Below are 23275 nucleotides of genomic sequence, written 5' to 3'. Positions count from 1 at the left end.
CACCAAGTCGTGAGCCGATCTCGTCGCCGAGGCCGACCTGCCCACCGTGACGATCGACAGTCCCTTCGGTGAGATCACCTACCTGCCGTCACTGATACAGATGACCGAAGTACGAAGCAGATTCGACCGAGGCCCGCAACCACTCGGCTCGTCTCCACTGACCTGGTAGCGGGCCCCTAGAGCCGTATAGGACGACAGGCTGACACCCGGCCAGGCTCCAGTCGGCCGTTCTCCTATCGGCTGGCTGACGCGCGCATCTCACTTAGCCGAGCCGCGCTCAGTGCCAACCGTCCAAGCAGATCGGCGAGATCCGACTCAACGACGTGACGATCGACGTCGATGCCCGCTCCGACGTTCAACAGGCGCGCGGTCGCCAAGGACTCGAGCTGTGCCTCCACCTCTTCCCCAAGCGCAGGCAGCGTCGCGCCATTCATGGCGCGCTCGAGTTCGCCGCGCACAAGGTGTTGCAGTGCAACCAGCGCCCCGGCCGATTCCTCGCTGAGCGACGTCCCGGCTCTACGCCTTCTGCGGGCGACTCGCCGGAAGGCCGAGCCGAGAATGTCAGCGTCATGAGCAAGTTCGTCCGCCTGGCTCAGCAGACCCAGGAGTTGCCGGCTCTGGGCTTCGTCAAGGCTGCTGTGAGACAGCTCGGCCAGGAAGGTAACGATGGCCCTGTGCCGATAGCGGATCGCCGACTTGCGCTCCTCGATGGACTCATCGCTTGGCATTCCAGCGACGGGTCTGGCTGCGACAGCAGGGAAGTCGGTATCCAAGAAGTCGCCCACCTGGGCCGCCAGATGGCGGACCTCCTCGGCGACGGTGTCCAGCCCAACGGCCGCGGTTGCCGTGGTGTACCCGTGCAGACCAGTCCGTGCGTCATCGCCTTCCGTCGTCCTGGACCGCGCGCGGACGATGCGCCGAACCAGAGCGACCATTGGGGTGAGCAGGGCGAGGAAGACTACCGTGTTGACAGCATTGAAGATCGTGTGCGCATTGGCCAGCTGGCGCGGCGAGGCGACCTCGTCCGGGGAGATGGCCTGCACGAGGTCGACCAATACCGGCAGGGCGATCAACCACGCTAATGCACCGAAGACGTTGACCAGCACGTGCACCATAGCCGTCCGCAACGCATCGACCCCCTTGCCGATTGCGGCGATGAGAGCTGTTACGCAAGTGCCGACGTTGGCGCCCAGGATGACGGCGATACCGGTCGGCAGGTCGATGAGCCCAGTGGCAGCAAGCGCAACCACAATGCCCGTCGTGGCGCTAGACGACTGCACGAGGGCGGTGACAGCTGCCCCGAGGACCACGGCAACGAGCGGGCTGGTGGCTCCCGACAGCAGCCCGAGGACCGGCGGGTAGGTAGCGAGTGGCTGCATCGCATCGCTCATCACCTGCAAGCCGAGAAAGAGGATGCCCAAGGAGGCAATGGCGCGCCCCGCCTGCTGCCACGGTCGCCTCGGCACGAACAGCCACATCACGCCCCCGGCCGCGACTAGCGCGAGGCTGAAACCGGCGGCATCCAGCGCGATGACCTGCGCGGTAACCGTTGTCCCGAGATTGGCACCGATGATCACCGCCGCCGCCTGCGTGAGGCCGAGCATCCGCGCCGAAACGAAGCTGACCGTTAGCACGGTCGTGACTGAGGATGACTGGAGGGCAGCCGTCGTGACAGCCCCGGTAGCCGCCCCGCTCACGCGATTGCCAGACACGGCGGACAGGATCCGCTGCAGCCGGTGGCCGGCGAGCGCCTTGAGCGCATCCGTCATCTGGTCCATACCGATGAGGAACAGCGCAAGTCCACCAGCCAGGCCAGTGGCCAGGGCGAACCAATCAAGGGAAGTGTCCAATAGGTGCCAGCCACCTCCTCATGGGAATGGATCGACCGAATGCTCATGAGTGTAGTGACTCTGGCGTCAGCAACCGGGTCGCGCAGAGGGGAATCAGATGCGCGACCGAGGGTCGTTGGCAAGTGGGCGATGGTGACTGTCGCGGACAGCCTTCGGCGATGATCATGGCTCTCGACGACCTGGAGCGCCTCTAGGCGACCATTGCCGTTCTCGCTGACGGGGCCCTCATTCGTTAGCCCACCGATCCCGAGACGGATCTCGCCGAGGGCCGCGTCCAAGATCGTGACGCACTCGCTGCTGCCATGCGCGCTCGCCCGGCCGGTGCCTGACGCGTAGTGCTTAGGCGTCAGGCCTTGGCGGCCTGCATCGTGTAGCTGAGCGGCAGCCGATCGGGCCCCTCGCGCAGGTGCCACTCGCCGCGGGAGTCGCAGGCCATCGCCCCTCGGCCAGCGCGTTCCACGGCAGGCTGCGATGCTCGACGAGTCCGGTCAACTCCAGACCCGCATCGAGCACGGCACTGATGACCTCGCCGATGCCGTGATTCCATGAGTGACTGGCCGAGTGCTCGAGTCGGCGTCGGTCTGCACATACGTCCCCGGCTCGTCATCCTCGATGGGGTCACGGGTCTGGAAGTACGGGTAGCGGACCACCAGACTGCCATCGGACAGGCCTTCGTCCAATGCCCACATCATCGAGTGACCCTCGCTGACGAACAGGCGCCCTCCGGACAGCAGGTGGTCCGCGACAGTGTGGGCCCAGCGCTGGATGTCGGGCAGCCAGCAGAGCGCCCCGATGCCGGTGTAGACGAGGTCGAACTGGCCGGATACGAGCAGGTCGGACGCGAACGCGACATCGCCAATGTAGGACGGATCGGCGATGAACCGGTCAAGGCCGTAGTCGGGGGACGCCGCGTGGATCGGCGCCCGCTCGTCCCAGAACAGGCGATTAAGCCTGCTCGATTCGTCCACGTGGGGACGCTAGCCCACGGCACAGCGCCTGCCGCGACGCACGGCTCCAAGCAGATCAAGTCGGGGGCACGCTCGGCCTTGCATCGTGGCCGTCGCCGGCGTAACGTCGAATCAACAACGTTGTCACGGAGGTCGTGATGCGCAGGCCATTCACTGTCCTTCTCGCCTCGACCGTCGGCCTAGCAGCGCTCGCGGTACCACCGGCAGTCGCCCATCCGACGAAGACTCCCGGCGCCCGCGCGGACCCGTCCTGCGCGACGTTGTGGAAGATCTACCCTGCAGGCATCGCCCGGGACGCGAAGTCCAGGGCTGCTGCGGTCGCGGACGGCTTCCAGGCCCCGAGGGTCTCGGCGCCCGTCTACCGAGCCAATCGCGTGCGCCTGGACCGCGACGGGGACGGCGTCATCTGCCCCCGCAAGGCGTCCACCACGCCGTCCAGAACGACCCCCACCGATCCAATCGCGCCACCCAACCCCGCCTACGAATCGACGGCAGCGGCCGTCCGTGCCGCCGGGGCGACGTGCATGGTGGTGCGCGAGGACGGCGAGGTCGTCGGCGAGTGGTACTGGGACGGACGCACGCCGGCGACGCAGACCACGGGCTTCTCGACGATGAAGGCAGTCACCGGCACCCTGATCGGCATCGCGCAGTCGCAGGGCCGTCTCACCCTCGACCAGAGAGCCTCGGACTTCATCACGGAGTGGAGGGGCACCCCGAGCGAGGGCGTGACGATCCGCCAGCTGCTGAGCATGACGTCGGGCCGCACCACCAGTTTCGCCGACGCGCAGAACATGGTGCTGTCCGCCGACGCGACGGGCTACTCGATCAGGGTCGGCCAGTCAGCGCCGCCCGGGACGGCGTTCCAGTTCAGCGACAGCGCCGTGCAGACCCTGGCGCGGGTGCTCACCGTGGCGACCGGCCAGTCCGTCATCGCCTTTGCACAGCAGAGCCTGCTGGGACCGGTGGGCATGTCCGGCACCACCCTGGTTCAGGACGGCTCCAATGCAGCCAACATGGCCTTCAACTACACCACCAGCTGCCGCGATCTCGCCCGGCTGTCGCAGCTCTACATGCAGGGCGGCACGTGGGACGGCCGGCAGGTCATCGCGGCCGACTACGTCAATCAGGCGCGCAGCCCCAGTTCGGACCTCAACCGCGCCTACGGCTTCCTGTTCAACCTGAACACGCCGGGCACCGCCTCCTACTATCCCGGCGCCCCGTCGGACGCGTTCAGCTTCATCGGCGACTGCGGTCAGGTGAGCGCGGCCTATCCCACCTCAGGGGTCATCGTGTCGGTCATGACGACTGCCAGCCTGCTCGATGCATTCTCGTGCGATCCGACCGGATCCCGCGTCAGCACGATCTCCCAGGCGGCGGCCGCCGCGGGCAGGTGACGCTGATCGCCGATGAAGTGGCATTCCTGCGAGCGCGAAGTCGCCGGCGAGGTCGTCGATGATCCGCGAGATCGTGGGATCGGACGCGAACGGCCCGAACAGGTGTGGGCGGGCCCGCAGCATCACCAAGTCCGCCGGGCACTGCCTCCCCCAACGAGCATCACCGCCAGGTCCGCGATCGCCTTGCCCGGGTGGTGGACCGCGCCCCGCCTCGTGAAGCCGGCCAGATCCGTGGTCAACGCCTCGACCCCGCCGCGGACGAGCGATACTTGACCTTCGGATGCGAGCAGGTAGCGATCACTTCGGAAGTGCCTGTCGTCATTTCACGCCCGTGTCACCCACCAACCACACGAAATGGCTGGGCTAAGGCTCCAAGCCCTCAAGCACTGCAACGATTCGGGTGCCGGCCAGGCCGCGCAATGACTCGCGGACGAATTCAAGTGAAGTGATGACGGCATCTGAGCCGCAGCCATTGACGAAACTGATGGCCGACTCCATTTTGGGACCCATCGACCCCGCCGGGAAATGTCCCTGCGCCGCAAAGGTCGCGGCTTGCTCAACAGTGATGACATCAAGGGCCTGCTCATTTGGTCCGTGGAAGTCCACGAAGACTCGATCAACGCCGGTCACCATCACCAGCACATTGGCCCGAAGCTTGGCTGCCAACAGGGCAGAGACGCGATCCTTGTCGATGACGGCATCAACTGGCACGAGCTCGTCTTCGCAGATCGTCACCGGAATGCCACCGCCACCAGCCGCCACGACAACGGCATTGGCCTTCACCAAGGTGCGGATGGCCTCCAACTCCAGGACTTCCAGTGGCGCAGGGCTCGGCACGACTCTTCGGAAGCTGCCCTCTTCGACCTCGTCGACATCCCAGCCATCTTCGACCACGTGCCGACGAGCCATCTCGGCATCAAGCCAGCCGCCGATGGGCTTGGTCGGCGTGATGAACGCTGGATCGTCGATGTCGACAACAGTGTGCGTCAGCAGTGCAGCAACCGGATTGCTGAGATGCCGTTGACGCATCACTGAGTTCAATGCCGCAGTGATGATGTGCCCGATGCCGCCCTGAGAGTCAGCAACGGCGAGCCACAAGGGCAGCGAAGGCAGCTTCTCTACTTTGGCGTCAGAGGCTGCGAGCTCACCTCTTCGCAGAATGAATCCAACCTGCGGCCCATTGCCGTGCGTGATGATCGGTGTCCAGCCATCTTCGATGAGATCAGCGATGATCTCGGCGAACTCATGCGCACGCTCGGCCTGGATGGCAAGAGAGCCGCCTTCGCCCTCCTTGATCAAGGCATTGCCACCGATGGCGATCAGCACGGTGCGACTCATGCGATCACCGCTGCACTGTGTGCCATGGCGAGCGCTGCCAGCGCTTGGACGAAGACTTCTGGCGGCGCAGTGACCGTGCCTGCTCCGATTTGTCCGACGCCGGCTTTCAAATGAGCAATGCCGGTGTTGATCACGGGCAGCACGCCCGTCTCGACGACCTTGCGCACATCAATGCCCGACGGAGTGCCGATGAAACCAAGCGTGGGCAATTGAAAGACCGGGTGCTCAGAGACAGTGATCCGACGCATTGCCTGAGTTGTGGCAATGGCATCTGCCGCGGTACCGCCGACAAAGCGCGTAATGGCTGGTGCTGCGGCCATCGCGAAGCCACCCAGTCCAAGGGTTTCAGTGATGGACGAGTCGCCGAGATCAGGATTGGCATGCTCGGGTCCGTAGCCCGGGAAGAACAGTCCGTCGGCCGGCCCGACCGGCGCGGTGAACCACCGGTCGCCAGTACCGGCCACTCGCAGGCCGAACTCCACTCCATTGCGACACATGGTGGTCACGACCGTTGAACCAGGCACGTCGCTGCCGGCGTCCAGTGACAACTTCGCTGCAGCCATGGAGATGTTGAGAGCAAAGTGGTCATTGTCGGCAAGGAACTGCAGGGCCTGCACTCCATTTACCTGTGTCGCCAGCACGGGAGCCAGCCGACGAGCCAGCAGCGAGGTGGATGCCAGGTTGCGATTGTGGCCTTCATCGCCCATCGACAGTGCTTGCGCAATGAGCGTGGTGATGTCGATGGGACCTGTGACCGCCAGGGCCTCGTTGATCGCCGGTGCCATGACCGCGCCTAGCCAATGCAGTCGCGTCAGCACCTCGGCATCGAACGCTCCAAAGCGCAGGACCTTGCCCAGGCCTTCATTCAAGGTGGCAAAGGCCGAACGATCACCATCAACAACGACGAACACCGGCATCGATGGCGAGACGACCCCAGCCATTGGACCAACGGTTGAGTGGTGATGGCAGGGATCAAGTGCGATCTGACCAGAGCCAAGCAAGGCACGAGCCGAGGCCTCATCTGCTGCCCACTGTTCATACAGCGTGGCTCCGATGAGCGCGCCCTGCATCGGTCCGCACATGTCCGACCAGGCAATCGGCGGTCCGGAGTGCAGAAGAATTCGCCCCTGCATGCCCGGGATGACATCTGCGGCAAGTTGGACCGATTCCAAGTGCGGGCGCACCGCGTGAATCAATGCGATGGCGCGTTGATTGGCCTCATCAACGGAATCCTCCGTGAGGATTGCCAGTTGTCTGGCGCCTTCGGCGTCGCCCCACGCCGGTGGTCGCCAATCCAATTGCACAACATCGGCTTCCGGGATCGAAGCGGTGATGAGCGAGGCTCCAGCCGCAACTACGCGTAGTCCACCGAACATCAGGCACCCACAATTCGAAGCGCAACTGCCGTGCGCACTGCAGCGGCATTGCTCTCAGCGACGATGATGCCGGCGTCCAACAGGAGTGCGCGTTGAGTTGTGATGGATTGCGGATCGCGACTGGTTCCGCAGATGCTCGCCACGATATGCACCACCCGACCATCGGCCTTCGCTGCGGCTTGCGCTGCGACTGCGGCTTGCGCCAATGGCGTTGCGGGATCCATGGACGAACCGAAGCCGAGGACGAGATCGACCAGGATGATGCCAATCGACGGATCAGCACCAGCTTCCGCAACGCGCGCCGAGCGCACGCTCGGATCGATCATCGGATGCGGACGCCCAATGGTGTACTCGTCATCACCGAGATCCAGGATCTCGGCCGTGATCCCGTTCTCGCGAAGGAGATATTTGGCTTCGCTGGCCAAGGTGCCCCCGGTGTACAGCCCAAGAACTCCCCCACCGTGCACACCTGATTCAGGAAGCACCGCAAGTGGGGAGTCATCGAGTGCGGGCGCGCCGACCAGCGTGGCCGCTGCAGTTGCGGCAGCCGCGAGAGTCGCGGTCGTGGTGACGGGTCCGTTGGTGCCGACTTGTGAATTGCCAATCAGACACACGACAACTGGCTTTGCTGACTTTGCCAGCCTTGCCAGAAGCGCTTCAGCGACCTCGGGTGCCGGCGGCTTGCCGATCAGGATGATGCAGCTGGTTTCACCATCAGCACTCAGCAGATCCAGCGCAAGGTTGGTCATGCTCGCACCGACTTCGGCACTCAGATCGCGACCGCCGACGCCGATCACCTGCGAAACGCCCACTCCTTGGGCATCGAGTTGGCACATCACCTCCTGCGCTCCAGTGCCTGATGCCGACACGATGCCCACCGGCCCGCGAGACACCGCGTTCACAAAGCCCAGCGGAACTCCGTCGATGAGTGCGGTACCGCAATCGGGGCCCATCAGCAGCAAGCCCTTGCTCACCGCAAGTGCCTTCAGTTCGACTTCATCTGTGACAGAAACGTTGTCTGAGAAGCAGAAGACGTGCAGCCCTGCCTGCAGCCCTTGCTTCACGAGCAATGGCGCATGGGCACCCGGCGTGGAAACCGACACCATGTTTGCCCCGGAAATTGCCTGCACCCCTTCCAGGAGTGTTCCTGGGCGCGCGCGCTCGGCAGAGCCATTCTCGCCTTGACCAACACCCGCCACCTGATCAGTTGCGGCAGCTATCGCTGCTTGGGCTGCGGCATCGTCATCGCACCGCACCACAATGACGAGATCATCCGGTGAAGCCGCAAGCGCATCTGGAAGCATCCCGGCCGTCGCCAGAATCTCCAGGTTGGCGGGGGTTGCCATGACCACGCCAGCTCGCTCAACGCCTGCAATGCCTTGCAGTTTGGAGGCAATCATCATCAAGGTCACCGAATCGCGATACAGACTCGGGAAGACCACACTCTTCAGCACTGACTCTCCGGCGACACTCACGTGGAGCTCGCGATCAATGACGCCGAACGCTCTCCCGCGACAATCAGGCCGCCGAGCATTCCGGTGGCCAGGTCCAATCCCGAACTGGCGCCCCAGCCTTGAATCGATTTCATGATCTTGGTGGCATCGGATTGATGTGCGAAGGATCCGGCCAGCAGGTGCACGCGCTCAGCGAAGCGGCCCTCTTCGGCCGCACGCAAGTACAGCCGGGAGGCGCGCGTCGTGCGATGCGCAATGTCACAGGCCATCGCGGCGATCAGGGTTGCCTCAGCAACCAGGCCACTGCTGCGCAAGGCTGCGCAGACGCCGACCAGCAGATCATCACCTGCAGGGGTGCTGCCTTCTCCGCTGCCGACAAGCTCGTGCACGGATTCAGCCAGATCGGCGGTCATCTGATCACATGCTTGGTTGGCTACCGATTTCGCGCCCTCAACAGTCGTGACACCGAGCTCACGTGGACGAGAGCGATCGAGCAGATGCACAGCGAGCAGAAGGGAATCCTGATCAGTGCGGGCTCTTCCCAGACGCAGATTCACGAGTTCGATGATCTCCATCGCGCGACTGTCACAACGGAAGGTCACGCGAGATCCGTCAATCCGAGCGCGCCATTGCTCGAAGACATCGCGCGAGTAATGAATGCCGCCAGGCATCAAGCCGACTTCGCCCGTGGTGACAACAACATCGTCTTCATATGACTCATAGGGTCGAAGCACCACGGTGTTGCGACCGGAGTGCGCAACTTGGAAGTCACTCTCATAGCTGGACAGCAGCGGCGATGCCGCGTCAATGCGCACACTCATGCCCAGTCGCTCTCACGCATTCGCGTTGTCAAAGACTTTGCGCAATTCAGCTGGCGAGGAGTTGACCGCGCGTTTCCCAAGGAATACCAGCAGCAGCAGTGTTAGAACGAACGGCAGCATGTCGAGTGCAAATTGATTGATCTCGTAGCCATTGGCCTGTAGCACTGGGCTGAGCGCAAGTGCCGAGCCAAACAGGTATGCACCACCAATGACTTTCAGTGGATCCCACGCAGCAAAGACAACAAGGGCGACCGCGATGAAGCCGCGACCGATGATCATGTTCTCAAACCACGACTGCGAATAGGCAATGGAGAGATAGGCACCACCGACGCCGGCAAAGATGCCACCTGTCACGACAGCGATGTAGCGCACCTTGACGATGCTGTAACCATTGACGGTGAGCACTTCAGAGCGCTCACCAGCAGTGCGCAGCATCAGACCGATCCGTGTTCGGAAGATGACAAACCACATCAGCGGGGCAACGAAATAGGAGATGTACGTCAGGATGTTCTGATCGAAGAAGATCGGCCCGATGATGGGAATGGATGAGAGCCCGGGGATCGCAATCGGGTCAAATGCGTTGATCTTCTGGCCGACATAGCCCGAGCCGTACAGGGCAGTCAGGCCAAGGGCCAAGAAGAGCAGGGAAAGACCGCTGGCAAACTGATTGGCCTTGCGACTCACCACGAGAATTGCATGAATCAGTGCGAGCGCACCTCCGGCAGCTGCGGCCGCCAGGATGCCCAGCCAAGGGCTGCCCGTCATCGAGGTCACGGCGAAGCCGGCAAAGGCACCCATGAGCATGCAGCCTTCAGTGCCGAGGTTGATGACGCCCGCGCGTTCGCTCACAGTTTCACCAAGTGCCGCATACATGATGGATGTTCCACCACTGACTCCGCCGCTCAGGACGTCCACAAAGATCATGATTCCGAACCCTTCTTCTTGAACCATGGACTTGCGGTCCACCCGAGCACTGCAATCAGCAGAAGACCAGTCAGGATGTTGATGGATGCTGCGGGCAGATCCGAGTCGATCTGCAGACTGTCGCCCGACACGATCAAGATGGCAAGAATCACTGACGACACGATCACCAGCAGCGGCCGATGTCGCACCAGCCAACTCGCCAGGAATGCTGCGTAGCCAATGGTTGCCAGCAGACCTGGGCGCAACTGATACTCAGTGCCGGCGTAATAGATCATGCCGCCGAGCCCTGCCAAGGAACCGCCGAGCAGCATTGATGACATCAGGAGTCGGTTCACGGGAAGGCCTGCTCGACGAGCAGCCTCTGGGTTTCCACCGGCGACGGCCAGCTTGAATCCCCAGCGCGTGAACTTCAGCAATGCCCACGCCAAGATGGCGCAGGTCACCGCAATGATGATGCCGATGGTGACCGTCGTGTCGCCGATCAACGGCAGGTGCGCATCGTCCTGCAGAGGCGGGCTCGCGGGCTGCCCCGTGCCGTTGGGGTCCTTCCACGGTTGGTAGATCAGGAACAGCAGGAGATCCAGCGCGATGAAGTTCAAGAGCAGGGTGCTCACTGCCTCATTGACTTCGGCAGTGACGCGCAGGAATGCCGCCAGCCCAGACCACAATGCGCCGGCCACCATGCCAGCGATCACCATCAAGATGATCAGGACTGGACCAGCGACGCGACCCTCGGTGAACTGGAAGACCCCCGCGGCCGCCACTGCACCAATGATCAGTTGTCCCTCACCGCCCACGTTGACCAATCCCGCCCGAGCGGGGATGGCCACGGCAAGAGCAGCAAGAATGAGTGGCGCAGCCTTGACCAGCGCTTGTTGCATGGCGAAAGGCGATTGAATTGTGTTCGCCCATGCCTCAGAGAAGACGTTGAGTGGGTTTGCTCCACGAGTCATGATCAGGAAGCTGAAGATGATGAGTGCAATGAGGATCGCACCGACCCATCGACCGGTCAAGCGGGCAAGCATCTCTGCACGTGGCCCGAATGCAGACTTGCCATCATCGGAATTGGGCGAGAGATCAGGTGGGGTGATCGTGGTGGTCATGCGTGACCACCCACCATCAGCTGGCCGAGTGCGAATCGATCAGTGTGGGCTGCATCGACAACACCCATGATCATCCCTTCATGCATGACCGCGATGCGATCAGAAATTGACATCAGTTCGTCGAGATCCTCGGAGACGACAAGGACTCCGGCGCCCTGGGAGGCTCGTTCAATGAGCATCTGCTGGGTTCTTTGGGTGTTGATGACATCCAGTCCGCGCGAGGGGTACTCCGCAACTATCAGAGCTGAGTCATCAGCAAGGACTCGCGTCAGAATCACACGCTGAATATTTCCGCCCGACAAGGTCGCCACACGTCGCTCGACTGCAGCCATGCGCAGCTGCACTCGCGCATTTGCATCGGTCGTCCACTTCTTGATGGCTGCCCAGTTGATCCCGGTGAGACCACTGGGTATCGCTACCCCTCGCAAGGCCATGTGCTCCAACACGGTCATATCGCCGACAACGCTGTCTGCCACTGGGTCCTCTGGCACCCCTACAGCGCCAGCCTTGCGCGCGCCCGATGGACTGGCTCCAATCACTTCACCCGAGATCGTCACCTTGCCATTCGTGGAGTGACGCAATCCCAAAATCACCTCACACAATTCTCGTTGCCCACTGCCCGCAACGCCAGCAATACCAACGATTTCACCGGCCTCGACGGTCAGCGTCGCGTGCTTGACCGCGGGCACTCCTTGATCGCCATCAGCACTGATGTCACTCACCTCAAGCACGACCGTGCCCGCTGCATGGTGCTCCGTGCGCCGGATTGCAGATACTGAGGAACCGACCATCGCGACGATGAGGGCACCATCGTCGTATTGCTTGGGATCCTCGCCATCGAGAATCACCTTGCCGCCTCGCAGCACCGTCACCCGATCGGCAATGGCGCGGACCTCTGGCAACTTGTGGGTGACGATGACAACGCCATATCCCTCGTCCTTCAGGGTGCGCAGAACTGCGAAGAGTCCCTCTACCTCCTGAGGGGCAAGGACGCTCGTCGGCTCGTCAAGAATGACCAAGCGGGCTCCTGTGACCAGCACCTTCAAGATCTCAACCCTTTGGCGTTCACCGATGGACAGGTGTCGCACCAATGCATCCGGGTGCACGGAGAGTCCAAATTGCTCGCTGGCCGTGACGATCTGCTCGCGAATCGCCTTCATGTTCAAGCGCTTCACGCGTAAGGCAAGGGCGATGTTCTCAGCCACCGTCAGAGCGGGAACCAGCCGGAGATCCTGAAAGACCATGCCGATGCCGAGCGCCCGCGCTACAAGCGGAGTCGAGATGACTACTTCACGGTCGTGGAACATCATCTGACCTTCGTCAGGGTGATAGAGCCCGAAGATCATCTTGAGCAGCGTTGACTTTCCCGCGCCGTTCTCACCGATGAGCGCATGTATCTCCCCGGTCTTCACGGAGAAGTTCACAGAGTCATTGGCCACGAGGTCCCCGAAGCGTTTGGTGCATCCGATGACATCGAGAAGCGGGGTTCCGGCGATCAGTGTGTCGGTCACGAGCAGGAAAGTAGTGAGGAAATATTTCCGCTGCGTGCTTCACGGTTTCCGATGCATTTCATTTCTGCCGCGCTATCAACGCGAATGTCGCATTTCTTGAGTGCCACGGAAATCAACACTTAACAATTCCAGCCAGCATGTGAAACACCGCATCTCTAGATTCGCGGTCGAGCGGCTTTGCGTTCACTCAACTCGCAGACATGCCATGTGTCTGACCACTGAAAGGTGCCATATGCGCAAGATCCCCATTGTCGGTGCTGCTATAGCGGCAGCGCTGATTTTCGCAGGATGCAGTAGTACTGCAGACACAGCGAGTACAGAGAGCACAACGCCGACCGAGGCGGCCTCCGTTGCCGCAGCAGGCAGCGGCCCGGGAACGGGAGGCGACGCTGTCGGCTTCATCTTCGTCGGACCAAAGACAGACTTCGGCTACAACCAGGCGGCCTACGAAGGCAGCCAAGAGGTCGCAGCGGCCTTCCCGGACATGACGGTGCTGACTCAGGAGAACGTCCCTGAGGACGACAATGCCTACCGCGTCATGCAGGGCATGATCAGCCGGGGCGCCAAGATCCTCTTTGCAACCAGCTACGGACACCTCCAGGCAGCGCAGAAGATCGCTGCTGAGAATCCCGATGTTGCTGTGGTGCAGCAAGGCAACTACATCGCCGACCCGAAGGACATCGGGCCGAACATCGGTACCTACTTCGGCACGGTGTACGAGCCGGTCTACCTCGCTGGCATTGCCGCGGGCAAGGCGACCAAGTCCAACAAGCTGGGCTACATCTACGCCTTCCCAATCCCGCAGACGATCAACAACATCAACGCTTTTGAACTGGGTGCCCAATCGGTGAATCCGAAGGCCACCACTTCAACGATCAGCACCTCCAGCTGGTGTGATCCGCAGAAGCAGAAGGCTGCAGTTGACAGCCTGCTCAAAGAGGGCGTGGACGTGATCAGTCAGCACCAGGATTGCACCGACACCATCATCAAGGCGACTGAAGCAGCCGGCGCGATGACTGTTGGCTACCACTCTGATGCCTCATCCCTTGCACCCAAGGGCTGGCTGACTGGTTCTCAGTGGAACTGGGGTCCGCTTTACAACGACATCGTCAAGACCGCCGTTGAAGGCAAGTTCACTGGCAGCCCGTACAACTCGAACTTCCGCGTTGGTCTTCAGGCCGGCGAGAATCCGTTCGTGCAGTCACCATACGGAGCGACTGTCACCGATGACACCAAGTCGACGATCTCCGCAGCACTGGAATCAATCTCAACTCCGGGCGCCTCGGTGTTCACCGGTCCGATCAAGGATCAGTCCGGCAAGATCGTGGTTCCCGCAGGCACAGCACTGCAGTACGGCGATCCTGAGATTGAAGGCATGAACTGGTTCGTCGAGGGAGTCAAGGGGAAGATCGCGCAGTGACCACTGATTCCAGGCCTGCTTCCGTCGAGCGGCTCGAGCAGCAACCAGATGTCTGGGTGGCCGGTTCGACTCCGTATCCCTGGCCATATGACGCAAGGATTCAGCCGGCAACTCTGGCCCTGATCGTCATCGTGCCCGATGGAGCAGCGCCTGGAATCACCCCCGCTGCGGGCGATGCGGCTATGGCCAGCATCACCACTCTCGCTCAAGCAGTGATTGCCTTCGGTGCCACGGTGCTGCATGTGACAACTGCGAGTCCTGTCTTGCGAGCAGGGCTTGGAGCGACTGACACTGACAGTTCTGTGGGAGGCGCCTGGTCGCCTCCCACAGAACTGCCCTTTCCTGCAACGAAGTTGAGCGCAGTCGGCATCGATGCCTTCTTCGGAAGTCAGCTGGATTCCCTGCTTCGCTCATCGCACCTGACTCACCTCCTGCTGGTGGGTGTGCCACTTGAGACCGCCGTGCATTCGACTATGCGTGCGGCCAACGACATGGGCTACGAATGCCTGCTTGTCCAGGACGCAACTGCCGCACTCGACCCCGACTTGAAGCGCAACACACTGTCCATGGTCGAGATGTCCGGTGGAATCTTCGGCGCGATCGGCACCACCGCTGCCGTGCTCGCCGCACTTGAACTCTGAGCCATTCACTACTTCAACAAGCCCTACGTCACCAAGGAGCGCCAGTGTCCCTCTTCGGCCAAGTCGAGTCCGAGCCCTATGCATGGCCATACGACGGTGTCATCGATACTGAAAGGACGGCACTTGTTCTCATTGACTGGCAGGTGGACTTCTGCGGACCTGGCGGGTACGTGGATGCCATGGGATATGACCTGAACCTCACGCGTGCTGGTTTGGAGCCAACAGCACGAGTGCTTGCCGCGGCTCGCGAAGTCGGCATGACCATCATTCACACGCGCGAAGGACATCGCGCAGATCTTGCTGACTGCCCACCCAACAAGCTGTGGCGCTCTGCCCGGATTGGCGCAGCCATTGGTGACAGCGGGCCCTGCGGACGCATTCTGGTGAGGGGCGAAGTGGGCTGGGAGATCGTTCCCGAGGTGGCACCCATTGCAGGCGAGCTCATCATCGACAAGCCTGGCAAGGGCGCGTTCTACGCCACCGACCTGGACCTTCTGCTGCGCACTGCCGGCATCACGCACTTGATCTTCACTGGCATCACCACGGACGTATGCGTGCACACCACGATGCGCGAAGCCAATGACCGCGGTTACGAATGCCTCCTGCTCACTGACTGCACTGGCGCTACTGACACGGGCAACTACGCGGCAGCATTGAAGATGGTGACGATGCAGGGAGGTGTTTTCGGTGCGATAGCTGAATCATCAGCTCTCCTGGGCGCTCTGGGGATGAGTGCGGGAGTTCATGCATGAGCGTTTCTGCCCAAGCCGCTCTGGAGGCACTCACCGCAGCCAGAGCTTTGGAGCAGCCGGCGTTCATCTCGATTCAGACAGACGCAGATGTTGAAGAGCTCGCCCACACGGCACCCCGCGGACCACTGGCCGGATTGCCCTTTGCGGTCAAGGACAACATCGATGTGTATGGACTGGCAACAACTGGGGCCTGTCCAACGCTGACGACCAGAGCTCCCGCGCATGCATTCGCGGTGCAAAGACTCATCAACGCCGGGGCGATCCCGATCGCCAAGACCAACATGGATCAATTCGCTACTGGGCTGGTTGGAACTCGCAGCCCGTACGGCGCCTGCCACAGCATCTACTCCACTGACCACATCAGCGGAGGAAGCAGCAGTGGAAGCGCGGTGGCAGTTGCTTCAGGCATCGTCCCACTCGCGCTCGGTACTGACACTGCCGGCAGCGGTCGTGTCCCCGCCGCCTTCAACGGCCTCGTTGGGATGAAGCCGTCGCGCGGATTGGTATCCAATACCGGATTGCTACCCGCCTGCCCATCACTTGATTGCATCACCACCCTCACGCGAACTGTGGGTGAAGCACAAGCGGCCTTCGAGGCAATCATCGGATTCGACCCCAGTGATCCCTACTCGCGCAGAATGCCCGCGGCCTTGCCACCAGGTGTTGCGCAGCACCTTCGTGTGATTGCAGTGCCAAATGGCCCGCTTGACCTGGAGCCTGCGCAGGAGACTGCGTGGCAGGAAGCGCTCGCGTTCGCCGCCACTGTCGCGATCCTGGTGCCAGTTGACATTGAGCCATTTCTGGCCGCCGCACGACTGCTCTATGAAGCCCCCTTCGTGTCTGAACGCACTGCAGCATTCGGTCACCTGCTGCAGCCCGACGGCCCGCATCTGGATCCAACTGTGCGGGCAATCGTGCTGCGCGGTGCTGAGTTCACCGCCGTGCAATCGTGGTCAGCTGCACATGAACTTGCACGACTGCGATCACTTGCCGAACGTGTGTTCATCAGTGCTGACGCGCTGTTGCTGCCCGTGACTCCTTGGCATCCAACCCTCGCCCAAGTTGCTGCCGACCCCATTGGGGCAAATTCGCGTAACGGTGTCTTCACGAATATGTGCAACCTCTTTGACCTCAGTGCAATCGCGATTCCCGCCGGGATGCGACCTGACGGACTCCCGTTCGGTGTGCAACTGCTCGCGCCAACGTTCAGCGATCGACCGCTGATGGAGCTGGCGAGTGTGTGGACCGGCGAGTCCAAGCCTGATCCGTGGACAGTCGACGGCACTCGCACTCTGCTGGCAATTGCTGGCGCGCATCTCACAGGGCAGCCTGCCAACCGTGAGCTCGTTGAACTCGGCGGCCGACTGCACGCGCGTGCTCGAACATCTGGCGGATATCAGCTGTTCACCGTGCCTGGTCCGTTTCCGCGACCGGGGCTCATCGATACCGGCAAGGGTCCGAACGCCGGAATGGAAATTGAAGTGTGGAGTCTGCCCAGCGCTGGCGTGACTCAACTCTTCTCTCGAGTGGCTCCGCCGCTGCATCTGGGGCTGGTAACTCTCGATGACGGCACGCGCATTCAGGGCTTCGCATGCGACGCCGCGGCTGCAGATGCTGCCAATGACATCAGTGCATATGGCAGTTGGCGCGCGTACCTCAGTTCATTGAGCTGAGACACGGTAATGCAGGTGCACGACTCCTGATGTGAATCGGCGCTCGCCGAGCAGTTCCAAGTCGTGCCGGAAGTTGGCAGGGAAGACCGCGGTCCCGGCGCCGATGAGGATCGGATGCATGAACTGATGAATCTCGTCGATCAAGCCTGCCTGCAGAGCCACGCCAGCGATTGTCGGTCCGCCGATGCTCAGGTCGGTGTCTGCAGATTGCTTCAACTGACGCACAGTTTCAGGGTTGAACTCCCGATGCAGGTGCGTGCGGTCAGTGGTGGCTGCATTGAGAGTTGATGAGAACACATGCTTGTCCGCATCTGCCCAGATCCGCGCGTAGTCACGCACAACCTCAGGCTCGTCCTCGATGCCCGGAAAATCACCCCAGACCTGCATGATCTCGTACATGCGCCGGCCATAGAGATAGGTCCGAATGGGTGCTTCGAGTTCATTGGCTGCCTGATGCAACTCCTCGTCAGGGAAAGCCCAGTCAAAACTGCCGTCTGCATCATTAACAAAGCCATCCAGTGAGCAGATGGCTGCATAGATCAGCTTGGCCACGAACTACAGCCGCACGTCGTCCAGTGTCGTGAGCACCCAGGGTCCATCGGCAGTGATGGCAACAGTGTGCTCCCAGTGCGAGGCCCATCGGCGATCACTGGTGACCACCGTCCAGCCATCACTCAGTACCTCAACCTCGGATGAGCCAAGGGTGGCCATCGGCTCGATCGCCAAGGCCATCCCGACTTTCAGTATTGGGCCATGACCCGCAGCACCGTAATTGGGAACCGGCGGCGCCATGTGCATCGAGGTACCGATGCCGTGCCCGACGTATTCCTCGATCAGGCCGTACTCCCCCTGTGAGCGAATGACAGTTTCGACTGCATGGCCAATGTCGCTGAGATGGTTGCCGGCGCGGGCTTGCGCCAGGCCAGCCCACATTGATGCCTCGGTCACCCGCGAAAGTTCGGCTACTTCTTGACTCGGTTCACCGACGAAGACACTGACCGCGGCGTCGCCGTGCCAACCATCAACGATTGCACCGCAATCGATGGAGATGATGTCGCCGTCAAGGAGTCGTCGAGGGCCAGGAATGCCGTGCACAACTTCTTCGTTGATGGAGGCGCAGATGGCTGCGGGATAGCCGTGGTACCCGAGAAACGATGGGGTGGCACCGGCGTCGCTGATGATCTGGTGGGCGATCATGTCAAGGTCAGCCGTGGTGACACCCGGGCGAACAGCTTCTGACACCGCCTTCAATGCCGTGGCGACAACCAGCCCGGCCTGCCGCATCACGGCAAGTTGATCTGCGGATTTAATCTGAATGCTGTCCTTCTTGCGGAACATGACGAGCTATTCGCTCAGCACGGCAAGCAGTCGAGCGGTGACATCAGAGACCTCACCCATGCCGTCGACCTGAACGAGCAATCCGCGCTGCGAGTAGACCGCGGTCAACGGAGCCGTCTGCTCGGAGTAGACCTCAAGTCTGCGCCGGATGACTTCTTCATTGTCATCTGCGCGGCCTTGATCAAGAGCGCGCTTGACGAGGCGATCAACAACTTCGTCGATATCAACAGTCAGTTCGATGACCTTCTGGATCGGGCTGGCAGTGAGCATCGAATCCAGCTCGCTCACCTGATCCAAGGTGCGGGGGTAACCATCAAGCAGAAAGCCAGGCTCGCAGTCGGCGTGGGTGAGGCGATCGCGCACCATGGCATTGGTGACGTCGTCAGGCACGTACTCGCCGGCATCCATGAAGCGCTTGGCTTCAATGCCCAAGGGGGTACCGGCGCCAACATTGGCACGGAAGATGTCGCCAGTTGAGATGTGCGGGATGCCCAACTTGTCAGCGACGAAGACCGCTTGAGTTCCCTTGCCCGCCCCCGGCGGGCCCATGAGTATCAGACGCATGTCGACCCCTAGCGGAGGAATCCCTCGTAGTTGCGCTGCTGCAGTTGCGATTCGATCTGCTTCACGGTGTCCAGGCCAACGCCGACCATGATCAGCAAGCTGGTGCCGCCGAAGATGAACTGACCGGAGACGCCGAGCATCCCGAAGGCGAAGACCGGCAGTACCGCGATCAATCCGAGGTAGATCGAGCCAGGAGCAGTGAGGCGCGTGAGCACGTAGTCGAGGTAGTCCGCCGTCGGTTTGCCAGCGCGAATACCAGGGATGAATCCGCCGTACTTCTTCATGTCGTCGGCCACGTCAACTGGGTTGAAGGTGATCGACACGTAGAAGTAGCAGAAGAAGACGATGAGAACGAAGTAGAAGAGCAGGTACCAGGTTCCGCTGCCGGTGCCGAAGTTCTGCTGAACCCAGATGGCGATATCGGACTGACTGCCGGTGAGCTGAACGAGCAGAGTCGGAATGAAGAGCAGGGAGGAGGCGAAGATAACCGGGATGACACCGGCCATATTGACCTTCAACGGGATGTAGGTCGACGTGCCGCCGTACATTCGGCGCCCCACCATCCGCTTGGCGTACTGCACAGGGATTCGACGTTGAGCCTGCTCAACGAAGACCACGAATGCCATGACGGCCACGCCGACTGCAAGAGTCAGCAGGAAGGTGAAGGCTCCATGACTGCCCCAGATCGAGGCAAACTGCGCGGGAACCGTTGCAATGATCGAAGCAAAGATGAGCAGGGACATGCCATTGCCGACACCGCGTTCGGTGATCAGTTCACCGAACCACATCACCACTGCGGTACCTGCGGTCATGGCCAGGATCATCACCATCAGGATCCAGACGCCCTGATCAGGGATGATGGTCTCGTTGCACCCGCTGAATAGCGCTCCCTGAGTTCGAGCGAGAGACAGAATCGCTGTTGACTGCAGCACAGCAAGCGCGATCGTGAGATAGCGCGTGTACTGGGTGATCTTGGCCTGACCGGCCTGGCCTTCCTTCTTCAAGGATTCCAGGCGCGGAATCACGACCGTCATCAACTGCAAAATGATGCTCGCAGTGATGTACGGCATGATGCCGAGCGCAAAAATAGACAACTGCAGCAGTGCGCCACCGCTGAACAGGTTGATCATCGCGTAGACGGAGTTGCCTTCGACTACATCTACACAGCGTTGGACAGCCGAGTAGTCAATGCCTGGGGTCGGGACGACCGAACCCAAGCGGTAAAGAGCGATAAGGCCAAGGGTGAACAGGATCTTCTTGCGAAGGTCCGGAGTCCGAAAGGCAGAGCCGAACGCACTGATGTGCACTATGCCTCCTGCCTAGCGTTCGGTGACGGTCCCACCTGCAGCGATGATCTTGTCACGAGCGGTCGTTGAGAATGCATCCGCACTCACAGTGATCGCCACGCTGATATCGCCTTGGCCCAGAACCTTGACTGGCTGACCCTTGCGGACTGCTCCACGGGCCACCAACTCATCAACAGTGACTTCGCCGCCCTCTGGGAACAACTTCTCGATCATTGCCACGTTGACGACCTGGAACTCAACACGGTTGGGGTTCTTGAAACCCTTGAGCTTGGGCAGGCGCATATGCAAAGGCATCTGGCCACCCTCGAAGCGGGCCGGAACCTGGTAACGCGCCTTGGTGCCCTTGGTGCCACGACCAGCGGTCTTGCCCTTTGAGGCTTCACCACGACCCTTGCGGGTGCGCTCAGTCTTGGCGCCCGGAGCCGGGCGAAGGTGATGGACTTTGAGTGCCATGGTTACTCGACCTCCTCAACTACTACGAGGTGCTGCACGGTGTTGACCATGCCGCGGATTTCTGGGCGGTCTTCCTTGACCACGGTGTCATTGATGCGCTTCAACCCAAGTGAGCGCAAAGTGTTGCGCTGTCCCTGAGTGCCGCCGATCCCTGACTTCTTCTGGGTAACCTTCAAGCTCGCCATTACGCACCGATTCCTGCTGCACGCGCACGCAACAACTGCGGCGGCGCAACTTCTTCGACCGTCAGACCGCGGCGTGCCGCAACCTGCTCAGGTGATTCAAGACCCTTCAACGCCGCGATGGTCGCGTGGACCACGTTGATTGCGTTGTCTGAGCCCATCGACTTGCTGAGGATGTCGTGGATGCCAGCGCATTCCAGTACTGCACGCACCGGGCCACCGGCAATAACACCGGTACCGGGAGCAGCTGGGCGCAGCATGACCACGCCGGCAGCGGCCTCACCTGTGATGGGGTGCGGAATGGTGCCCTGGATGCGCGGCACCTTGAAGAAATGCTTCTTGGCTTCTTCAACACCCTTGGCGATCGCTGCGGGTACTTCCTTGGCCTTGCCATAGCCGACACCGACCATGCCGTCGCCGTCCCCGACGACAACAAGCGCGGTGAAGCTGAAGCGACGACCACCCTTGACGACCTTGGAGACGCGGTTGATTGCGACTACACGCTCGACGAATGCGGACTTCTCTTCGCGAGGAGCACGCTCCTTGCGATCCTTGCGCTCACCTGTGCCGCCTTCGCGGCGCTGGGTTGCTGCCATGGTTGTTCCTTCTTCCCTATGTCCGAATACGTCTTAGAAGTCCAGGCCACCCTCGCGGGCGCCCTCAGCGAGAGCGGCCACACGACCGTGGTACTTGTTGCCGCCGCGGTCAAACACAACCGCTTCGACTCCGGCCTTCTTCGCGCGATCAGCGACCAACTGGCCGACCGAACGTGCCTTGGCAGTCTTGTCATCAGTTACACCGCGAAGATCGGTCTCCATGGTGGACGCCGAAGCCAAGGTGCGACCCACGGTGTCGTCGACGATCTGCGCCACCATGTGGCGGGCAGAGCGGGTGACAACCAGGCGGGGACGCTCGGGCGTTCCGGAAACCTTCTTGCGCACGCGGATGTGGCGACGCTTGCGGCCGACAACATTCTTGTTGCCCTTGCCGAGCTTGATGCCGTAGGAACTCACTTCTTGCCCGCCTTTCCAGCCTTGCGGCGGATGACTTCACCCTCGTAGCGCACGCCCTTGCCCTTGTAGGGCTCCGGTGGGCGAATCTTGCGGATGTTGGCGGCGACTTCGCCGACCTGTTGCTTATCGATGCCCTGAATCTTCAGCTTCACAGGGCTTTCGACCTGGAAGGAGATCCCGGCTGGTGCGGGTACGACCACTGGGTGGCTGAAGCCGAGCTGGAACTCAAGGTCAGTGCCCTTGGCTGCAACGCGGTAACCAGTGCCGACGAGCTCGAGTGACTTCTCGTATCCGGTCGTCACACCGATCACCATGTTGGAGATCAGCGTGCGGCTCAGACCATGAAGTGCGCGCGAGCGACGCTCATCATTGGGACGGGTGACGGCAAGAACGCCGTCCTCCTGAGTGACTTCGATGGGCTCAGCAACGTTGAAGTGCAATGAACCCTTGGGTCCATTGACCGTGACGAGCTGGCCGTCGATTGTCGCCGTGACTCCCGCTGGAAGCGTGATAGGCAGACGTCCAATACGTGACATCAGATACCCCTACCAGACGTAGGCGAGGACTTCCCCACCTACGCCTTTCTGCTTGGCCTGGCGGTCTGTGAGCAGACCAGTGGACGTGGAGAGAATCGCGATTCCCAAACCACCGAGCACGCGTGGGATCGCGGTGTTCTTCGCGTAGACGCGCAGTCCGGGCTTGGACACCCGGCGCAGTCCGGCGATGGAACGCTCGCGGCTGGGACCGTACTTCAGCTGCAGGGTCAAAGTGCGCCCCACTTCGTCTTCGGTCTCGCTAAAGCCAGCGATGTATCCCTCGCGCTTCAGGATCTCGGCAATGTGCACCTTGATCTTGCTGTGCGGCATCGCCACTGTGTCGTGATACGCAGAGTTTGCGTTGCGCAGTCGCGCAAGCATGTCTGCAATCGGGTCAGTCATTGTCATGTGTTTGGCCTAAGGCCTTCCTCGTTGCGGTTTCCGCCGTAGCGGACCTTCAGCGTCGTGGTTTACCAGCTGCTCTTGGTCACGCCTGGCAGTTCGCCAGCGTGTGCCATTTCACGGACACAAATACGGCAAAGGCCGAACTTGCGGTAGACAGAGTGCGGACGTCCGCACTTGTTGCAACGCGTGTACGCGCGAACCTTGAACTTCGGCGTCTTCTGCTGCTTTTGGATGAGTGCTTTCTTCGCCATG

Annotated in this window: 24 protein-coding genes and 2 pseudogenes; 5 read left to right on the top strand and 21 right to left on the bottom strand. The window is 61.4% G+C overall.

What is annotated here, in order from left to right:
* Positions 1-233 precede the first annotated feature (233 nt).
* Complete coding sequence (locus tag Q8M73_04775) at positions 234-1850, bottom strand: Na/Pi symporter (protein MDP2287859.1); 1617 nt, start codon at positions 1848-1850, stop codon at positions 234-236.
* 346 nt (positions 1851-2196) lie between these two features.
* A pseudogene (locus Q8M73_04770) lies at positions 2197-2818 on the bottom strand (hypothetical protein).
* Between the two features lie 137 nt (positions 2819-2955).
* Between Q8M73_04770 and Q8M73_04765 the strand changes: the two are divergent.
* Positions 2956-4212, top strand: coding sequence for a serine hydrolase (locus Q8M73_04765; protein MDP2287858.1), 1257 nt, complete (start codon positions 2956-2958; stop codon positions 4210-4212).
* A gap of 39 nt (positions 4213-4251) precedes the next feature.
* Here Q8M73_04765 and Q8M73_04760 read toward each other — a convergent pair.
* The 8 genes and pseudogenes from Q8M73_04760 to Q8M73_04725 form a co-directional block, all read right to left on the bottom strand.
* A pseudogene (locus Q8M73_04760) lies at positions 4252-4415 on the bottom strand (IS1380 family transposase).
* 160 nt (positions 4416-4575) lie between these two features.
* Positions 4576-5550: a carbamate kinase gene (locus tag Q8M73_04755; protein MDP2287857.1), complete on the bottom strand. Its 975-nt coding sequence runs from the start codon at positions 5548-5550 to the stop codon at positions 4576-4578.
* Positions 5547-6926 (bottom strand): DUF1116 domain-containing protein, encoded by a 1380-nt coding sequence (locus Q8M73_04750; protein ID MDP2287856.1) that lies wholly within the window; start codon positions 6924-6926, stop codon positions 5547-5549. The genes Q8M73_04755 and Q8M73_04750 overlap by 4 nt, the downstream gene beginning before the upstream one ends.
* On the bottom strand, positions 6926-8401 hold the full coding sequence (gene fdrA / locus Q8M73_04745) for an acyl-CoA synthetase FdrA (GenBank protein MDP2287855.1): 1476 nt from the start codon (positions 8399-8401) through the stop codon (positions 6926-6928). Before fdrA ends, Q8M73_04750 begins: the two co-directional genes overlap by 1 nt.
* Positions 8398-9201, bottom strand: coding sequence for a DUF2877 domain-containing protein (locus Q8M73_04740; protein ID MDP2287854.1), 804 nt, complete (start codon positions 9199-9201; stop codon positions 8398-8400). Before Q8M73_04740 ends, fdrA begins: the two co-directional genes overlap by 4 nt.
* A 12-nt stretch (positions 9202-9213) precedes the next feature.
* Positions 9214-10125, bottom strand: a complete 912-nt coding sequence (locus Q8M73_04735; GenBank protein MDP2287853.1) for an ABC transporter permease — start codon at positions 10123-10125, stop codon at positions 9214-9216.
* Positions 10122-11228 carry an ABC transporter permease gene (locus tag Q8M73_04730; GenBank protein ID MDP2287852.1) on the bottom strand — a complete coding sequence of 369 codons (1107 nt, stop codon included), beginning with the start codon at positions 11226-11228 and terminating at the stop codon, positions 10122-10124. The genes Q8M73_04735 and Q8M73_04730 overlap by 4 nt, the downstream gene beginning before the upstream one ends.
* A complete protein-coding gene (locus tag Q8M73_04725) occupies positions 11225-12739 on the bottom strand; it encodes an ABC transporter ATP-binding protein (GenBank protein ID MDP2287851.1) in 1515 nt (504 codons plus the stop codon). Before Q8M73_04725 ends, Q8M73_04730 begins: the two co-directional genes overlap by 4 nt.
* 232 nt (positions 12740-12971) lie before the next feature.
* Between Q8M73_04725 and Q8M73_04720 the strand changes: the two genes are divergently transcribed.
* The 4 genes from Q8M73_04720 to atzF are packed head-to-tail and all read left to right on the top strand — an operon-like array spanning position 12972 to position 17225.
* Positions 12972-14159, top strand: a complete 1188-nt coding sequence (locus Q8M73_04720) for a BMP family ABC transporter substrate-binding protein (GenBank protein ID MDP2287850.1) — start codon at positions 12972-12974, stop codon at positions 14157-14159.
* Complete coding sequence (locus Q8M73_04715) at positions 14156-14800, top strand: cysteine hydrolase family protein (GenBank protein ID MDP2287849.1); 645 nt, start codon at positions 14156-14158, stop codon at positions 14798-14800. The genes Q8M73_04720 and Q8M73_04715 overlap by 4 nt, the downstream gene beginning before the upstream one ends.
* Before the next feature lie 44 nt (positions 14801-14844).
* A complete protein-coding gene (locus tag Q8M73_04710; GenBank protein ID MDP2287848.1) occupies positions 14845-15552 on the top strand; it encodes an isochorismatase family cysteine hydrolase in 708 nt (235 codons plus the stop codon).
* Positions 15549-17225 (top strand): allophanate hydrolase, encoded by a 1677-nt coding sequence (atzF, locus tag Q8M73_04705; protein ID MDP2287847.1) that lies wholly within the window; start codon positions 15549-15551, stop codon positions 17223-17225. Before Q8M73_04710 ends, atzF begins: the two co-directional genes overlap by 4 nt.
* On the opposite strand, the gene Q8M73_04700 is transcribed toward atzF, so the two are convergent.
* The 11 genes from Q8M73_04700 to Q8M73_04650 all read right to left on the bottom strand — a co-directional run bounded on the left by Q8M73_04700 (position 17214) and on the right by Q8M73_04650 (position 23274).
* On the bottom strand, positions 17214-17777 hold the full coding sequence (locus Q8M73_04700; protein ID MDP2287846.1) for a dihydrofolate reductase family protein: 564 nt from the start codon (positions 17775-17777) through the stop codon (positions 17214-17216). The two genes, atzF and Q8M73_04700, sit on opposite strands and share 12 nt — an antisense overlap.
* A 3-nt stretch (positions 17778-17780) precedes the next feature.
* Positions 17781-18563 carry a type I methionyl aminopeptidase gene (map, locus tag Q8M73_04695; GenBank protein MDP2287845.1) on the bottom strand — a complete coding sequence of 261 codons (783 nt, stop codon included), beginning with the start codon at positions 18561-18563 and terminating at the stop codon, positions 17781-17783.
* A 6-nt stretch (positions 18564-18569) separates the two neighbouring features.
* The gene (locus tag Q8M73_04690; protein MDP2287844.1) at positions 18570-19127 is read right to left on the bottom strand and encodes an adenylate kinase; all 558 of its coding nucleotides are present in this window, start codon (positions 19125-19127) and stop codon (positions 18570-18572) included.
* 8 nt (positions 19128-19135) lie between these two features.
* Complete coding sequence (secY, locus tag Q8M73_04685; protein ID MDP2287843.1) at positions 19136-20434, bottom strand: preprotein translocase subunit SecY; 1299 nt, start codon at positions 20432-20434, stop codon at positions 19136-19138.
* Positions 20435-20446: 12 nt separating this feature from the next.
* A complete protein-coding gene (rplO, locus tag Q8M73_04680) occupies positions 20447-20887 on the bottom strand; it encodes a 50S ribosomal protein L15 (protein MDP2287842.1) in 441 nt (146 codons plus the stop codon).
* A gap of 2 nt (positions 20888-20889) precedes the next feature.
* A complete protein-coding gene (gene rpmD, locus Q8M73_04675) occupies positions 20890-21072 on the bottom strand; it encodes a 50S ribosomal protein L30 (GenBank protein MDP2287841.1) in 183 nt (60 codons plus the stop codon).
* Positions 21072-21665, bottom strand: coding sequence for a 30S ribosomal protein S5 (gene rpsE, locus Q8M73_04670; GenBank protein MDP2287840.1), 594 nt, complete (start codon positions 21663-21665; stop codon positions 21072-21074). Before rpsE ends, rpmD begins: the two co-directional genes overlap by 1 nt.
* A 33-nt stretch (positions 21666-21698) precedes the next feature.
* On the bottom strand, positions 21699-22082 hold the full coding sequence (gene rplR / locus Q8M73_04665) for a 50S ribosomal protein L18 (protein ID MDP2287839.1): 384 nt from the start codon (positions 22080-22082) through the stop codon (positions 21699-21701).
* On the bottom strand, positions 22079-22618 hold the full coding sequence (gene rplF, locus Q8M73_04660; protein MDP2287838.1) for a 50S ribosomal protein L6: 540 nt from the start codon (positions 22616-22618) through the stop codon (positions 22079-22081). The genes rplR and rplF overlap by 4 nt, the downstream gene beginning before the upstream one ends.
* A 9-nt stretch (positions 22619-22627) precedes the next feature.
* Positions 22628-23026, bottom strand: coding sequence for a 30S ribosomal protein S8 (gene rpsH / locus Q8M73_04655; protein ID MDP2287837.1), 399 nt, complete (start codon positions 23024-23026; stop codon positions 22628-22630).
* A 62-nt stretch (positions 23027-23088) separates the two neighbouring features.
* Entirely contained in the window at positions 23089-23274 is a 186-nt protein-coding gene (locus Q8M73_04650) for a type Z 30S ribosomal protein S14 (protein ID MDP2287836.1), read from the bottom strand.
* Position 23275: the final 1 nt, after the last annotated feature.

The organism is Actinomycetota bacterium, assembly GCA_030684515.1.
Taxonomy (GTDB): domain Bacteria; phylum Actinomycetota; class Actinomycetes; order S36-B12; family S36-B12; genus UBA11398.
The sequence above is the reverse complement of the archived record's forward strand: the minus strand, read 5'-3'. Positions and strand labels throughout refer to the sequence as shown.

Bases quoted from the DNA above. Each gene is read 5' to 3' on its own strand.
- Q8M73_04765 (MDP2287858.1), top strand. From the start codon at position 2,956: ATGCGCAGGCCATTCACTGTCCTTCTCGCCTCGACCGTCGGCCTAGCA.
- Q8M73_04755 (MDP2287857.1), bottom strand. From the start codon at position 5,550: ATGAGTCGCACCGTGCTGATCGCCATCGGTGGCAATGCCTTGATCAAG.
- Q8M73_04750 (MDP2287856.1), bottom strand. From the start codon at position 6,926: ATGTTCGGTGGACTACGCGTAGTTGCGGCTGGAGCCTCGCTCATCACC.
- Q8M73_04740 (MDP2287854.1), bottom strand. From the start codon at position 9,201: ATGAGTGTGCGCATTGACGCGGCATCGCCGCTGCTGTCCAGCTATGAG.
- Q8M73_04735 (MDP2287853.1), bottom strand. From the start codon at position 10,125: ATGATCTTTGTGGACGTCCTGAGCGGCGGAGTCAGTGGTGGAACATCC.
- Q8M73_04730 (MDP2287852.1), bottom strand. From the start codon at position 11,228: ATGACCACCACGATCACCCCACCTGATCTCTCGCCCAATTCCGATGAT.
- Q8M73_04720 (MDP2287850.1), top strand. From the start codon at position 12,972: ATGCGCAAGATCCCCATTGTCGGTGCTGCTATAGCGGCAGCGCTGATT.
- atzF (MDP2287847.1), top strand. From the start codon at position 15,549: ATGAGCGTTTCTGCCCAAGCCGCTCTGGAGGCACTCACCGCAGCCAGA.
- map (MDP2287845.1), bottom strand. From the start codon at position 18,563: ATGTTCCGCAAGAAGGACAGCATTCAGATTAAATCCGCAGATCAACTT.
- Q8M73_04690 (MDP2287844.1), bottom strand. From the start codon at position 19,127: ATGCGTCTGATACTCATGGGCCCGCCGGGGGCGGGCAAGGGAACTCAA.
- rplO (MDP2287842.1), bottom strand. From the start codon at position 20,887: ATGGCACTCAAAGTCCATCACCTTCGCCCGGCTCCGGGCGCCAAGACT.
- rpmD (MDP2287841.1), bottom strand. From the start codon at position 21,072: ATGGCGAGCTTGAAGGTTACCCAGAAGAAGTCAGGGATCGGCGGCACT.
- rpsE (MDP2287840.1), bottom strand. From the start codon at position 21,665: ATGGCAGCAACCCAGCGCCGCGAAGGCGGCACAGGTGAGCGCAAGGAT.
- rplF (MDP2287838.1), bottom strand. From the start codon at position 22,618: ATGTCACGTATTGGACGTCTGCCTATCACGCTTCCAGCGGGAGTCACG.
- rpsH (MDP2287837.1), bottom strand. From the start codon at position 23,026: ATGACAATGACTGACCCGATTGCAGACATGCTTGCGCGACTGCGCAAC.
- Q8M73_04650 (MDP2287836.1), bottom strand. From the start codon at position 23,274: ATGGCGAAGAAAGCACTCATCCAAAAGCAGCAGAAGACGCCGAAGTTC.